The sequence below is a fragment of the Streptomyces fumanus genome, from assembly GCF_014655295.1.
Lineage (GTDB): Bacteria > Actinomycetota > Actinomycetes > Streptomycetales > Streptomycetaceae > Streptomyces > Streptomyces fumanus.
The window spans coordinates 648,054-663,423 of record NZ_BNBI01000002.1; the positions used below are offsets into that span (position 1 = coordinate 648,054).

Consider the following 15,370-nt stretch of genomic DNA (forward strand, 5'->3'; position numbering starts at 1 on the left):
GGCATTCTTCCGGATGGCGGGATTGTGGTCCGTACTGAGGTACGGGGTCTTACGCACCGTTGCCGTGTGCTCCCGATGTGTGGCCGTGCGCCCGCCCGTGCGCTCTGGCCGGGCCGTCCCGGGAGCGGTTCCATGGCCGTGCGTGGGTCGGCCCGCTGTACTGGATCCAGTGGGCTGGGGGACACCGCCGCTCTCATCCCCGCGGGCGGCGGACCGGTCCGGGAGGCGTGTCCCGTCTCCCGGACCGTACGCGGTCGGGCGGTCTGCCGGGCCTGTACGGAGCGTGTTCGAACTCCGCTCCGTGATCACGATTTGGCTGAAAATCTACCCTGCCTATTTTTGCCCACCACCCTTCCCACCACGGCAGTTGAGGGCGCGCAGGGCGTTCGGGGGGCGCGCGAGGGGGGCGCATTCGCGTCGAAGTCGCCGTCCCGGCGCGGGCGGCGGGCCCCGCGCGGACGTTCTGACGAGGGCTCGGGCGCGGCAGGGCGAGCGGCTCCGCCGACCCGCCGCCGGGGGCCCTTCATGGCAGCATGGGGAACCAGTTCGTGCGGTGCACTGGTTGTCCACAGGCTGTGGAGGCGTCGATGCGGTGGTTGGTGGGATGGAGCAGCGCCGCCACGGCAACCGCGGGCTTCGCCGGACCCGGCGGCACCGCGGGGGCCACCGGCTACGACGGCGAGACCGTGCACCCGGTGGGCTCCCAGTTGCTGTGGGGCGACCCCGACCCCCTGTGGGCGGTCGGCGACTGGCGCCCCGACGAGATCCGCGTGGTCAGCGCCGACCCGCAGACCCGGATCGCCGTCCTCGGCATCTGCGGGGCCAGCGACGAACAGCTCCGGGTCGCCCTGTTCGCCGCCCGCGGCGGCGCCCTGCGCCACCTCACCGCCTGGCCGGGCAGTTACACGGCCGTCGTCCAGGTCGGCCGCCGGATCACCGTCTGCGGCGACCTCGCGGGCGCCCGCCCCGTCTTCCACACCCCCTGGGCCGGCGGCACCGCCTACGCCACGGCCGCGCTGCCGCTGGCCGACCTCGTCGAGGCCAACCTCGACTTCCCCTACCTCGCCGCGCTGCTCGCCGCCCCCGACGTACCGGCCGCGCTGGACGACGCCACCCCGTACGACGGCGTGAAACGCGTTCCGCCGGGGCACGCGCTCATCCTGCGCGCCGGGGCGCGCGAGATCGCCGGGTACGAGCCGGTGGCCTCCCTCGCCGTGGCGGCGCCCACCGCCGACCCCGAACGCGCCGTGGACGGCGTACGGGACGCCCTCATCGAAGCGGTACGCACCCGGCTCGCCGCCCCCCGGCACGTCCCCGGCGACGGCATCGACCCCGGCCCCGTCCCCGGCATGGGCCCGGCCGAACGGCGTGCCGCGCGCGGGATGCCGGTGCCCGGCATCGGCGCCGACCTGTCCGGCGGCCCGGCCTCGGCGACCCTGGCGCTGCTCGCCGCCGGGCTGCCCGGGATGCCGGGCACCGTCCTGGGACACGGCACAGGGGCGGGGGAGCGGCTGCTGGCCGTCACCTTCAACGACCTCGCCGTGGGCGGCCGCGAGGCCGAGCTGGAACGGGCGGGCGCGCTGGCCGCCAACCCCCGGCTGCACCACGTGGTGGTCGCCGGCGGCGAGGAGGTGCTGCCCTACGCCGACCTCGACGGGCCGCTCACCGACGAACCGGCGGCCTGCCTGGTCTCCGCCGCCCGGCACCGGGCCCGGCTGGCCGCCGGCAGCGCGGACCACTTCACCGGTTACGGCGCCCGGGAGGTCCTCGACGCCCATCCGGCCCGCCTCGCCGACCTGCTGATGGACCGCAAGCGCCGCCATCTCGTCCGGCCCGTCGCCGCGCTCGCCAAGGCGGACGGCTCGGTGCTGGTCCCCGCGCGGGTGTACGCCGCGGCCCGGCGGCTGTCCCGCACCCCCTACCGGGCCGGCCTCGACGGGCTCGCCGACCAGTTGCGCGGCCGGCGCTTCGACGAGGTCGCCGACGGCGCGGTGGGCGCCTCGCTCGCCGCGCTGACCTGGGGCGGGCCCGGACCCGCGGCGCGCTGGCTGACCGGCGAGGCGCTCGCCGAAGTATCGGTTCGTCTCCAGGCGTCGGCGCAGCGGTCGGGGGTGGGGCCCGGACAGCGGCCGGGCGACTTCCGCGCGCGTGCGGCGCTCACCCGGCGGGCCACCGACGTCCGGGTGCTGGAGCAGGTCGCCGAGATCCGCTCCCAGCGGCTGCACGCCCCGTTCCTCGACAACCAGGTGGTCCGCGCCTGCCAGGCCCTGCCCGAGGCGCTGCGCGTCCAGCCCGGGTCGCGCGCCGCGATCCTGCGCACCGTCCTGGAGGGCGCCGGCGTCAGCGACCTCCCCGACGGCTGGGGCGCCCCCACCCAGGCCCTCGCCCCCGCGACCGCCCGCGCGGGAGTGCGGGTGGCGGCGGACACCCTGCTGGGCCTCTTCGACCGGCCGCTGCTGGCCCAGGCGGGACTGGTCGAGGCCCGGGTCGTCCGCAAGGCGGTACGCGCCGCCGCCGCGGGCGAACCCCTCCCGCTGGCCGGCCTCGCCGACCTCGTCTCCCTCGAACTCTGGCTGACCCGCCTGCTGGCCCGCCGAGGCACCTGCTGGACCGGCACCCCGGCCCGCGCCCGCGCGGTCCCCGGGGGCATCGCACCGCGCCGGGGGGCGCTGGGGGCGGCGGCTTCGGGAGGGTGACGGGGGGCGGCTTCGGGAGGGTGACGGGGGCGCGCCTGAGGGTGGGGATTTCCTTTGCCCTGGTGACAGTGGCCTGGTGCGGGCGATACGGGGTTGACGCGGGGTACGGCACCTGTCCCGGTGGCAGTGGCCTGGCGCGGGGCGACACGAGGTTGACGCGGGGTACGGCACCCGTCCCCGTGACAGTGGCCCGGTGCGGGGCGATACGGGGTTGATGCCGGGTACGGCACCCGTCCCGGCGACAATGACCCCGTGCGGTACAGAATCCTGGGCGTCACCCAGGCCGAGGACATCCACGGCGCCCCCGTCCCCCTGGGCGGCCCCCGCCTCCGCGCCCTCCTCACCGCCCTCGCCCTCCACCCCGGCCGCCCCGTCACCCCCGCCGCCCTCATCGACGAGGTCTGGGCCGACGACCCGCCCGAGGACGCCCCCGCCGCCCTCCAGGCCCTCGTCGCCCGGCTCCGCCGCGTCCTGGGCAAGGACGCGGTCACGTACGACACCGGCGGCTACCGCCTGACGGCGACGACCGGCGACGTGGATCTGTACGTCTTCGAGGACCGCGTACGCCAAGGCACCGCCGCCCTCGCGCAGGACCCCGCGACCGCCGCGCGCCACCTCGACCACGCCCTCGCCCTGTGGCGCGGCCCCGCCCTGGCCGACCTCCCCGACCGCGAGGCCCGCGCCGCCCGCCCGAACGCCCTGCACCTGGAGGCGACCCGCGCCCGCGCCGAGGCCGACCTCGCCCTGGGTCGCGCCGACGACGCCGTACCCCGCCTGCGGGAACTGACCGCCGCCCACCCGTACGACGAGCCCTCGCACGCCCTCCTGATCAGCGCCCTGCGCGCCACCGGCCGCGACGCCGACGCCCTCGCCGCCTACGACACCGCCCGCCGCGCCCTCGCCGAGGGCCTCGGCACCGACCCCGGGCCGCGACTGCGCGCCCTCCACACCGACCTGCTCGGCGGTACGCCTCCCCCGTCTCCCGCCCCGGAGCGGACCGGCAACCTCCGTCCCCGGCTTACCTCGTTCGTGGGCCGGGAACTCGAACTCGACGCGATCCGTTCCACTTTGCACAGGGCCAGACTGGTCACGCTCACCGGACCGGGCGGCTCTGGCAAGACCCGTCTCGCCGAGGAGGCCGCCGCCGGGCTTCCGCAGGCATGGCTGGTCGAGCTGGCCCCGCTCGACCACCCGGAGGCGGTGCCCGACGCGGTCGTCAACGCGCTCGGGCTGCGCGAGACCGTCCTGCCCGGCACCGACCGCCCGGCCGTGCAGGGCGATCCCGTCGCCCTGCTCATCGAGCACTGCGCCCGCCGCAGCCCGCTCCTGATCCTTGACAACTGCGAACATGTCATCGAGGCCGCGGCCCGCCTCGCCGAGACCCTGCTGACCCGCTGCCCGGGGCTCACGGTCCTCGCCACCAGCCGCGAACCCCTGGGCGTCCCCGGCGAGACGGTCCACCCGGTCGAGCCGCTCCGCCCCGACCAGGCCCGCCGCCTCTTCGCGGAACGCGCCCGCGCCGTCCGCCCCGACGCGGACGCCGTCCTGGGCGACGAGCCGGCGGTCGCCGAGATCTGCCGCAAGCTGGACGGGCTGCCGCTCGCCATCGAGCTGGCGGCGGCCCGGCTGCGGATGCTGACGCCCCGCCAGATCGCCGACCGGCTGGACGACCGGTTCCGGCTGCTCACCGCCGGCAGCCGCACGGTCCTGCCCCGCCAGCAGACCCTCCGCGCGGTCGTCGACTGGTCCTGGGACCTCCTGGACGAGCCGGAGCGTACGGTGCTGCGCCAGGTCTCCGTCTTCGCCGGCGGCTGGGACCTCACCGCCGCCGAGGCGGTCTGCGGCGGCCCCGTCGCCGACCTGGTCGGCGCGCTCGTCGACAAGTCCCTCGTGGTCGCCGCCCCCGACGAACGGCAGACCACCCCCGCCATGCGCTACCGCATGCTGGAGACCATCCACGAGTACGCCACCGAGCGCGCCGCCGAGACCCCCGCGCTGCGCGCCACCGCCGAGCGACGGCACCGCGCGTGGGTGCGCGCCCTCGTCGAGCGGGCCGAGCCCCTGCTCCGCTCCGCCGGTCAACTCCCCTGGATCACCCGCCTGGAGACCGAGCTGGACAACATCCGCGCGGCCCTGCACCGCGCCGTGACCGCCGGTGCCGAGGAGGACGCCGCCGCGATCACCGTGGCCATGGGGTGGTTCTGGTGGCTGCGCAACTACCGGCAGGAGGGCATCGACTGGCTCCACCGCGTCCTGCGCCTGAGCACCGCCGCCGACGGCACCGACCCGGTGGACGCCTTCCTCACCCAAACCGGCACCGATCCCGGCACCACTGCCGAGGCACACCACCCGCTGCACCCCCTGCGGATGGACCTGAGGATGCTGCACCTCTTCCTCACCCTGGAGACCGAGCCGCCGCCCGACGGCCCCGCCACCGAGCGGATGCGCCGGTACGCCGCCCTGATCCGCTCCTTCTACGAACGCCACCCCGCGCGGGCGGCGAGGATGCCCGGCATCCTCTGGCTCACCACCGCCTACTTCCTCGGCGACGCGGCCGGCATCCGCACCGCCCTGGACCGGGCCGTCGACACCTGCCGCCGGTACGGCGGGGACTGGGAGGTCGCCGTCGCCCTGATGTTCCGTACCCACCACACGGTCGACTCCCCGGGCGGGATGACGGACGTCGACGGCGACCTCGCGGAGCTGCGAACGCTCGGCCGCCGCGTCGGCGACCGCTGGGTGGGCGCCCAGGTGTGCAGCGCGGCGGGCGAGGCCGCCCTCGTCCGGGTACGGCTCGACGAGGCGCGGGCCGAGTACGAGGAGGCGCTGCGGCTCGCCCGCGAGGTGGGCGCGCACGCCGAGTCGCCGTTCCTGATCGCCCGGCTCGCCGAGGTCGCCTACCGCGCGGGGGACCGTTCCGCCGCGCTGGCCGCGCTGGACGAGGCGAGCGCCGCCGCCGACCGGTACGGCGTGACGGACGCCCGCGCGCTGATCTCCCTGCTGCGGGCCCAGCTCGCCCTCGACGAGAAGGACTTCGCCGGTGCCCGCTCGCTGTGGGCGCAGGCCGGCGCGCTGGCCGCGCGGGGCACGCCGCCACCGCAGCTCCTGGTGCTGACGCACCTGACCGACGCCCTGGTGACGGCGGGCGAGTCGGGCGCGGAACCGGCGCTGGCGAGACTGGCCGACGCCTTCCGCCTGGCCGTGGAGAAGCACTGCGCCGAGACGGTCACGGCGGCACTGGCGGACGCCGCGGCCGGTCTGCTGTCCGACCTCGGCGACGCCCGGCGCACAGCACGGCTGCTCGGGGCCGGCGACCGCTGGCGCGGCCGTCATCCGCGCCCCATGCCGGAGCGGGCGCGGGCCGAGCGGTCCGAGGCGGTCGCCCGCGCCGTGCTCGGCGCCGACCGTTTCGCCGCCGAGTACGCCCGGGGCGCGGACCTCACCCCCGTCGACGTCCTGCGCGACCTCGACGCCCGCACCCCGTGAGCCGTGCGGCCCGGCTCAGGCGCAGGTGAACCTGGACTCCGCCCAGTCGGCGAGCACCAGGGTGTCGAGGTGGCTGTGCGGCTCGACGACCAGCCGTACGGTGCTGCGGCCCGAGATGTCGACATGGACGGGCACCGCCGGGTCCCCGCCCCGCACCGTGCCGGACCGCCACAGCCGGGCGCCGTCGGCCCATACGGAGAAGCGGACCTTGCCGAGCTTCATGGTCAGGTCGTCGACGCCGATCTGGGCGTCGTAGGAGGTGCAGGAGCGGTTGAGGTCGATGGTCACGGAGGAGCGGCCGTGCACGGTCACGCCGTGCGCGTACTCCCGGCCGGCGATCCGCAGCCCCGAGCGCTGCCACGCCCAACTGCTCTCCCGCATCCGCATCTCCGGCCCGGTGCCGTCACCGGTGATGTCGTACGACAGCCCGCTCCACTGGTAGACGACCGGCGCGGGCGGCGGGGCCGGGCGCGAGGACGGCGTCGGCGTGGGGGCGGGCTTCTTGGTGGGCTCGGGCGCGGGTCCCGGGGTGGAGGTCTCCCCGCGGGACGGCGTCGACGTGGCCGACGACTCGGGCTCAGGCCCAGGCTTGGACGCGGACGAGGACGCGGAGGAGGACGTCGACGCGGGCGTGCGCGTGGACGAGGCCGCGGACGTACCGGCGGCACCCGGCGCCGATGGCTGCGGGCCCGCCGGAGGCTGGGGACGGGACCGCGCCGGCTTCTCCGGGGCCCCGGGTGTCTCCTCGCCGGACCCGGCCGCGGGCGCCGACTGGGACGGCACCGCCTCCGCCCTCGGCCGGTCGGCGGCGTCCTGGCCGGTCAGCGCGAAGACCACCGCCGCGATGCCGGCCGCCACCACACCGGCCGCGATCCCCACCTTCACCGGCGCCCCCAGCCCCTGCGAGGCCCCCGCACCGCCTCCGGCACCCGCGCCCCCGGTCGACGCCCCGCTCGACGCGGCGGCCCCCGCGGCACCGGCCGCCCCCGCACCCGCCCCGCCGGCGATGAGCGCCGCCGCCTTGGCGTACCCGGCCGCGCCGAACCAGCCGATGACGGCGAGCGGCACGACGCCGGGAATCCCGCCGGCGACCTCCTCGATCTGACTGGCGGCCAGCCGGCACTTGGCGCACTCCTCCAGATGCTTGCGCAGCCCCCGCTCGGCCCGGGTACGCAGCCTGCCCCGGGCGTACGTGCCGAGCCGGTCGGCGTAGCGGGCGCACTCCTCGTCCTCGGCGAGCGCGGCGCTGACGTGCGCCTGGAGGTACGCCTGCCGCAGCCCCTCGCGGGCCCGGCTGGCCAGCACCCGGGTGCCGTTGGCGTCCAGGCCGAACAGCGGGGCCACCTGGCTCGGCGACTCGTCCTCGACCTCGGTGTGCCACAGCACGGCCTGCCAGCGCTCCGGCAGCGACCGGAAGGCCCGTACGGCCATGGACCGCTCGGCCTCCCGCATGGCCCGGACGTCGGCGCCCAGTTCCAGGGTGTCGTCGTCCGCGACCGACGCGGCCCGCGCGGACTGCGCGGCGAACACCGCGAAGTCGTCGACCAACTGCTCGCGCCGCGCCGACTGCGTCCAGGAGGCGGCGACCCGCCGGACGCTGGTGAGCAGGTAGGCACGGACGGCGTACTCGGGGCCGGAGCCCCCGCGCACCGCCTGGAGCATCCGGGCGAACACCTCGGCGGTCAGGTCGTCCGCGGTGTGCGCGTCCCGGCAGCAGGTACGGGCGTACCGGCGTACGGCGTCGGCATGGCGCCGGTACAGCTCCTCGTACGCGCTGTCGTCCCCCGAGCGCATCCACCCGATCAGGTCGACGTCGGCCGGCGGCGCCTCAGCCGGCGGCACCAGTCCGTCCTCGTCGGGCGCACGCGCGGGACGCGGCGACACCCCGCCCCCTTCATCCCGCCGCCACTGCGCCGGAACACCGCCCCCGGCGCTCCCCGGAACACCGCCCCCGGCGCTCCCGGGACCGGCGCCCACCGGGCCGCTCACCGGTCCGCCCTGCTGGGGGACCTGTGACGGTCCGCCGGTCTCCGAGCCCTTCCCGCCGACCGAATCGTCCCGCCCGTCAACGTCCATCGCGGAATGCCCCCGCCGCCTGCCGACCACTCCCGAACACCGGGTCAGCGTGTCACAGCGGCTTTTGGCAGGAACACCACGGGCGTGACCGTCACTCGTCCGGGGGATTCACCCGGCACGCGGTAGTGAAGGCCACCCGACCGGGGAAGGATTGCCTCCTCCCCCGGCAAGGGCGGCTCTCCGCACCGCCCGGATCACCCCGCGGACCCGCCGCGCCGCGCCCGCCCACACCGACCCTCGGCGCCAGGACGGGCCGCAACCACAGCCCCCTCCAACAGCCGCCGCTCAAGACGGCCGGGACCGCAGCCCCCAGTGGCCGGCACTCAGGACGGGCCGAAACCCACACCCCTCCAGCGGCCGACGCTCAGGACGGACCGAAACCACAGCCCCCTCCAGCAGCCGCCGCTCAAGACGGCCGGGACCGCAGCCCCTCCAGCAGGATGTCCAGCAGCCGCGCCGAGGCCGCCGCCTGCTGGGCCGCGTCCGGCAGCGAGGGTGCCGCCGTGGCTATCACCAGCAGGACGTCCGACACCGACACGTCCGGCCGCAGCTCGCCCGCCTCGCGCGCCCGGTCCACGAGCCGCCCCACGACCTCCAGCAGCGCCGTGGCTCCCGTGTCGTCGGGACCGGCCGGCACCGGCTGCTCCGATACCAGCCGCAGCTCGTTGGCATCGACCTGCGTCCGCTGCTGCGGCACCCGAGGCTCACCGACCGAACCGGCAGAACCGACGGCCGCGCCCCCGCTCCCGCCCCCTTCCTCCCGCTCCTCCGCCACCCCGACCCGCAGCACCTGCGGCGGCAGCAGCCGCCCCGCGCCGGACGCCACCGAGGTGCGCAGGAACCGGGACAGTGCCGACCACGGCTCGTCCTCCTGCCCGAGCGCCGCCCGCGCCTGATCGGTCAGCCGGGCCGTCTCCTCCTCGGCTATCCGGCGCACCAGCACGTCCTTGCTCGGGAACCGGCGGTACACCGTGCCGACCCCGACCCGGGCGCGCCGCGCCACGTCCTCCATCGGCGCCCCGTACCCGAGCTCGCCGAACACCTCACGTGCCGCGCGCAGCACGTGCTCCAGGTTGCGCTGGGCGTCCACCCGCAGCGGCGTCGTCCGCGCGCCGTCCCCGCGTGAGCCGCCCGCCGTCGCGTTCAGCGCGCCGCCGGCGGCGACTGCGGACGCGGACGACCAATGAGAGTCCTGAACATGCATAGACAATCCCCCGGTAATGACGTCTCCCCCCGGAGACTCTCCCCGCCATCGAAAGCCGGAGCGTGTGCGGAACGGGCCGATTCCCGGTCCGCCCGTCGCGAACCCGGCAGCGCATCCCCCTACACCCCGTCGAGACGAACATAGTTGAGTGGGAGTCAGATCAGAAGGGGCAGACTCCGGACGGTCCCCGCCCCGATCGGAGTACGGATCGTCCACGCCCCCCGTACCGCCCCGGGTACACCCCGCGCCGCCCCCACTGACCTGCGGACCTTCCCTGTTCCCCGTCCGCCCGGCCGGCCCGGCACCTTCCCGCCGACCGGTCATACAAATTGCCGGGCCTGTGGACAAACGCAAGCGCCGGGTGCGTCATGGGATGGTGAAGGAACGTGCGCGCATTCTCGTTGTCGGTGGCGGCTACGTCGGGATGTACACGGCCCTGCGCCTCCAGCGGAAGCTGAAGGCCGAACTGCGCCGGGGCGAGGCCGAGATCACGGTGGTGACGCCCGACCCGTACATGACGTACCAGCCGTTCCTGCCCGAGGCCGCCGCCGGGTCGATCTCCCCGCGGCACGTCGTCGTCCCGCTGCGCCGCGTCCTGGACCGCTGCCAGGTCGTCGTCGGCGAGGCCCAGTCCGTCGACCACGCCCGCCGCACCGCCGCCGTCACCACCCTCGCCACCGAGGAGGAGGGCCGCGGCGCCCGCCTCTTCCGCTACGACGAACTCGTCCTCGCCCCCGGCTCGGTCTCCCGCGTCCTGCCCGTCCCCGGCCTCGCCGACCACGGCATCGGCTTCAAGACCGTCGAGGAGGCCATCGGCCTGCGCAACCACGTCATCGAACAGATGGACATCGCCTCCTCCACCCGCGACCCCGCGCTCCGGGACGCCGCCCTCACCTTCGTCTTCGTCGGCGGCGGCTACGCGGGCGTGGAGGCCCTCGGCGAACTGGAGAACATGGCCCGCTACGCCGCGCGGTACTACCACAACGTCGCCCCCGACGACATGAAGTGGATCCTCGTCGAGGCCACCGACCGCGTCCTGCCCGAGGTCGGCGCGGAACTGGGCCGCTACACCGTCAGCGAACTGCGCCGCCGCAACGTCGACGTACGCCTCGGCACCCGCCTGGAGTCCTGCGCCGACCGCGTCGCCGTGCTCAGCGACGGCTCCCGCTTCCCCACGCGTACGGTCGTCTGGACGGCCGGCGTCCGGCCGCACCCCGTCCTCGACGCCACCGACCTGCCCCGGACCGACCACGGCAAGCTGCGATGCACCGCCCAGTTGTCGATCGAGGGCACCACGCACGCGTGGGCGGCCGGAGACGCCGCCGCCGTCCCCGACGTCACCGCCGGCGAGCCCGGCCGCACCTGCGCCCCCAACGCCCAGCACGCCCTGCGCCAGGCCCGCGTCCTCGGTGACAACATCGCGCACGCCCTGCGCGGCGAGCCCCTGGAGACGTACGCGCACCGGTACGCCGGGTCGGTCGCCTCCCTCGGCCACCACCAGGGCGTCGCCCAGGTCTACGGCCGCAGGCTCAAGGGCTACCCCGCGTGGTTCATGCACCGCGCCTACCACCTCAGCCGGGTCCCCACCGTCAACCGCAAGGCGCGCGTGCTGGCCGAATGGGTGCTGGCGGGACTGTTCAAGCGCGAGATCGTCTCCCTGGGTTCACTCGAACATCCGCGAGCGGAGTTCGAACTCGCTGCCGGTGGAAAGCCTTCTCCAGAACCCCCGCACAACCCGAAGGGGTCGTCCTGACCGGACTCAGGAACTCAACCGCCCGGCCCGGCGTCTGACGGATGTCGGCCCGGTCGGGCACCCTGCCAGACTGGTCCACCACCGCGGGCGGGCCGCCGCTCACCCGCGTGGCCCCCCGGGGCCCCGGCCGGTCCCGGCCCGGCCGCCGACGACTACACCGAGGCAAGGATTCGTGAACTTCACGCGCTGGAGCGCCCGACTCCCCGGAACACAGCGCCGCGCCGCGGCGCGGACCGACACCGCGGTCTCCCCGGACCGGCGCGGAGACAGCCGGGGCGACACCTCCGTGCCCACCGCCCGCGCGGAGCAGCTCACCGACGACGCCCCGCCCGTACCGGCCGTCGACGACCTCCCGGTCCGCGACGTCCTGGACCGCGTCCCGGCCCTCGTCGCCCTCGTCCACGGCCCCGACCACCGCATCGCCTACGTCAACGACGCCTATACGGCGGCCTTCGGCGTCCGCACCCTGGGCGAACGCGCCCGCGAGGCCCTGCCCGAGCTGGCCGAACTGGGCCTCTTCCCGCTCCTGGACCAGGTCCAGCGCAGCGCCCGCCCCCGCACCCTGAAGTCCCGCAGGGCCCCCGACGGCCGCTCCTACACCTTCACCTGCACCCCGGTCACCGAGGACGGCGACCGCGGGGTCCTCGTCTTCGCCACCGACGTCACCGACCACGCCGAGGCCGCCGAGCGCCTGCGCGCCAGCGAGCGCCGCCAGCGCGAGACCGCCGTCACCCTCCAGCGCTCCCTGCTCCCGCAGGAACTGGAGGAACCCGACGACCTCCGGGTGGCCGCCACCTACCACCCCGGCGGCACCGAAGCCGCCGTCGGCGGCGACTGGTACGACGTGATCACCCTCGGCGGCGGACGCACCGCCCTGGTCATCGGCGACGTCATGGGCCGCGGGGTGCGCGCCGCCGCCGTGATGGGCCAGCTCCGTACGGCGGTCCGGGCCTACGCCCGGCTCGACCTGCCCCCGCACGAGGTGCTCCAGCTCCTCGACGGCCTCGCCATGGAGATCGACGCCAACCAGATCGCCACCTGCGTCTACGCCATCCACGACCCCAACGAGGGCAAGCTGGTGTACGCCTCCGCCGGACACCTGCCGATCCTGGTCCGCGACGAGATGGGCACCGTCCGGCGCGCCGACGAACCCACCGGCCCCCCGCTGGGCACCGGCAACTGGGTGCACGCCTCCGGGACCGTCCCCCTCACCCCCGGCTCCACCGCCGTCCTCTACACCGACGGCCTGGTGGAACGCCGCAACGAGGACCTGGACGACGGCATCGCCGCCCTGGAGCGCGCCCTGGCCGGCGCCCGCGGCACCCCCCAGGTGATCTGCGACCGCCTGGTCCGCTCGGCGGGCGTCACCGCCGACCACGACGACGACGTGGCCGTCCTGGTCCTCCAGCACCCCGCCCGCACCGGCCCCGAGCGGGAGCTGTTCCGCAACGCCGCGCTGGACCTGATCGGCGGCGTGGAGGCGGCCCCACGCGCGCGTGCCTTCGCCTCCGGCGTCCTGACGAGCTGGCGCTTCCCCGCCGACCTGCACGACCTGGGCGTCCTCGCCGCCAGCGAACTGGTCGCCAACTCCCTCCAGCACGGCACACCGCCCATGCGGCTGCGGCTGCGCCGTACCGACCGGCGGCTGATCATCGAGGTCACGGACGGCGACGACCACCTGCCCAGACGCCGCCGGGCGGAACCGGCCGACGAGTCCGGCCGGGGCATCGCGATCGTCGCCACCATCGCCTCGAACTGGGGGAGCCGCCGCACCCCGGGCGGGGGCAAGGCGGTCTGGTGCGAGTTCGCCCTCAAACCCTGACCGCCCCGGCCCGGTCAGCCTTCCCCCGCCGCTCCGGTCAGGCTTCCGCGCCGGCCACGGCCTCGGCCGGCGCACCGCCCTGCCGGACCACCCGGCTCCGGCCGGCCCACGGCCGGTCCTGCACCTCGGTGAGTTGCCGCCCCAGCCGCACCGCCAGCACCGTGATCCCCAGCGAGAACAGCAGGAACGTCACGATGTACGGCCCGTGCAGCGAGGCCGCCAGCGGCCCGCCGACCGCCGGCCCGATCGCCAGCGCGAGCTGCTTCACCAGCGCGAAGGCGGAGTTGTACTGCCCCGCCATGCCGTCCGGAGCGAGGTCCGCCACCAGCGGCGCCAGCGTCGGCGACAGCATCGCCTCACCCAGCCCGAACAGCGCGTACGTCGAGACGAACGCGGCGGTCGCCATCGCCTGGCTGCCGTGCCCGAGCCCGGCGTACCCCGCCACGGCCCACGCGACGGCCCAGATCAGCCCCACCGCGGCGATCACACGCGACCGCTTGCGCCGCTCCACGAACTTCAGCACCGCGAACTGCGCGACCACGATCATCAGCGTGTTCGCGGCCAGCGCGGTCCCCAGCGTGGAGGTCGAGATCCCGGCGGCCTCGACGCCGTACGCGCTCAGCCCCGACTCGAACTGCCCGTAGCAGGCGAAGAACAGTACGAAGCCCAGGACGCACAACTGCACCATCGCCCGGTTCCCGAGCAGTTCCCGCCAGCTTCCCCGGCCCGCGGAGCCGGGCGCGTCCGCCATCCGCGGCGCCCGCGGCATCCGCACCGTCGCCAGCACCGCGACCAGCACCAGGAACATCGCCGCCTCGATCGCGAACAGCAGCGTGAACGAGGCCGCGCTGGAGGTGTCGACGAGATGACCGCCGATGAGCCCGCCGACCCCGAGGCCGAGGTTCTGCAGGAAGAACTGCATCGCGAACGCCCGCGACCGGTTCCCGGTGTCCGAGCAGTCCACGATCATCGTCGCCAGCGCCGGCTGCATCACGGCCTGCCCGGCCCCCAGCAGCGCGGCGGAGAGCAGCACGGTGGCCGACTGTCCCGACACCCCCAGGCTCAGCGCCCCGACCGCGGCCAGGACCAGGGCGGCGAGCAGCACCGGCAGCGGGCCGCGCCGGACGATGGCCCGCCCGGCGAACGGCAGCACCACCAGCGCGGCCACGGCGAAGACGGCGAGCACGAGACCGGCCGTCACGGAACCCAGCCCCCGCACCTGCGCCACATAGACGTACAGGTAGGGGACGGTGAAGCCGAGCCCGAACGCGCTGAGTGCGTTGCCCACGTGGATCCGGCGCATCGCGGCGCCCCTCGCCCTGGTCACGTTCACCTCTCTCATCAGTTAGACATGAAGACTTAGAAGCTAAACTTCGAAGCTAAAGATTATATTCCGAAGGACTTCAAGGCAAAGCGACGCCGTGCCATACTCGGCCCATGGCCGACACCTCCGAAGCCGGCGAGCCCTCACTCGAAGAGCAGATCGCCGCCTACCAGCGCGAGTTCCAGGACCTCGACCCCCAGGTCGAGAAGATCGTGTCGGCCCTCTCCCGTCTGAACCGCCGCATGAACGTCGCGTACGGCCGGCAGACCGCCGACCTCGGCATCAGCAACGCCGACTGGGAGGTCCTCAAGGCCCTCGTGCTGTCCGGCGCCCCCTACCGGATGGGCCCGGGCGAGCTGGCCAAGCGCCTCGGCCTCACCCCGGCCGCGATGACCCACCGCATCGACCGGATGGTCACCGAGGGTCTGGTCACCCGGGAGCGCGACGAGAACAACCGGGTCCGCGTCATCGTCGAGCTGACCGGCGAGGGCCGCGAGAAGTGGCTGGCGGCCATGCGGCTCGCCTCCGTCTTCGAGGAGGACCTCCTCCAGGACCTCTCCCCGGACGAGCGCACCTCCCTCGGCGAGGTCCTCACCCGCCTGCTGCGCCGGGTGGAACACGCCCAGCCGGACGCCGGCGGCCGGCTGAGCGACCTCGACTGAAAAGATCTTGACAGGGGGTGCTTGACAGCCATCCCCCCGATCCGTAAGGTTCTTCGGGTTGCCGCAGAGCCGTAACGGTTCTTCGGTAGCACTTCCGCCGCAGCAGCGGCACCTCACACCACCAGCACGACTCTCCCCCGGGAACAATTTCGGCATGCCCGGAATTCAATTCCCGGCCTCGATTTGAAGGCCGAGGAGAGAGTCCGCTAAGGTTTGAGACGTCGGAACGGCCCAACGGCCCGGAGGACAACCCCCTCTGACGGGGAATCAGAGCCCGAAAGGATCTGATAGAGTCGGAACCGCCGGAAAGGGAAACGCGGAAGCGGGAACCTGGAAAGCACCGAGGA

At 75.0% G+C, this 15,370-nt stretch carries 8 protein-coding genes; 5 read left to right on the forward strand and 3 right to left on the reverse strand.

Going from position 1 to position 15,370, the window contains the following annotated elements; genetic code table 11:
• Positions 1-587: 587 nt before the first annotated feature.
• Positions 588-2,696 carry an asparagine synthase-related protein gene (locus IE316_RS07180; RefSeq protein ID WP_190203257.1) on the forward strand — a complete coding sequence of 703 codons (2,109 nt, stop codon included), beginning with the start codon at positions 588-590 and terminating at the stop codon, positions 2,694-2,696.
• A gap of 252 nt (positions 2,697-2,948) precedes the next feature.
• The gene (locus IE316_RS07185; protein ID WP_190203258.1) at positions 2,949-6,182 is read left to right on the forward strand and encodes an AfsR/SARP family transcriptional regulator; all 3,234 of its coding nucleotides are present in this window, start codon (positions 2,949-2,951) and stop codon (positions 6,180-6,182) included.
• Positions 6,183-6,197: 15 nt separating this feature from the next.
• On the opposite strand, the gene IE316_RS07190 is transcribed toward IE316_RS07185, so the two are convergent.
• The gene (locus tag IE316_RS07190; protein ID WP_190203259.1) at positions 6,198-8,258 is read right to left on the reverse strand and encodes a sigma-70 family RNA polymerase sigma factor; all 2,061 of its coding nucleotides are present in this window, start codon (positions 8,256-8,258) and stop codon (positions 6,198-6,200) included.
• Between the two features lie 406 nt (positions 8,259-8,664).
• Entirely contained in the window at positions 8,665-9,462 is a 798-nt protein-coding gene (locus IE316_RS07195; protein ID WP_190203260.1) for a TetR/AcrR family transcriptional regulator, read from the reverse strand.
• A gap of 373 nt (positions 9,463-9,835) precedes the next feature.
• On the opposite strand from IE316_RS07195, the gene IE316_RS07200 reads away from it, so the two are divergent.
• A complete protein-coding gene (locus IE316_RS07200; protein WP_190203261.1) occupies positions 9,836-11,215 on the forward strand; it encodes an NAD(P)/FAD-dependent oxidoreductase in 1,380 nt (459 codons plus the stop codon).
• Positions 11,216-11,387: 172 nt separating this feature from the next.
• On the forward strand, positions 11,388-13,037 hold the full coding sequence (locus IE316_RS07205) for an ATP-binding SpoIIE family protein phosphatase (protein WP_190203262.1): 1,650 nt from the start codon (positions 11,388-11,390) through the stop codon (positions 13,035-13,037).
• A gap of 37 nt (positions 13,038-13,074) precedes the next feature.
• Here the strand turns inward: IE316_RS07205 and IE316_RS07210 are convergent, their stop codons facing one another.
• Positions 13,075-14,340 carry an MFS transporter gene (locus IE316_RS07210; RefSeq protein WP_190203316.1) on the reverse strand — a complete coding sequence of 422 codons (1,266 nt, stop codon included), beginning with the start codon at positions 14,338-14,340 and terminating at the stop codon, positions 13,075-13,077.
• A 134-nt stretch (positions 14,341-14,474) separates the two neighbouring features.
• On the opposite strand from IE316_RS07210, the gene IE316_RS07215 reads away from it, so the two are divergent.
• A complete protein-coding gene (locus IE316_RS07215) occupies positions 14,475-15,023 on the forward strand; it encodes a MarR family winged helix-turn-helix transcriptional regulator (RefSeq protein WP_190203263.1) in 549 nt (182 codons plus the stop codon).
• Positions 15,024-15,370: the final 347 nt, after the last annotated feature.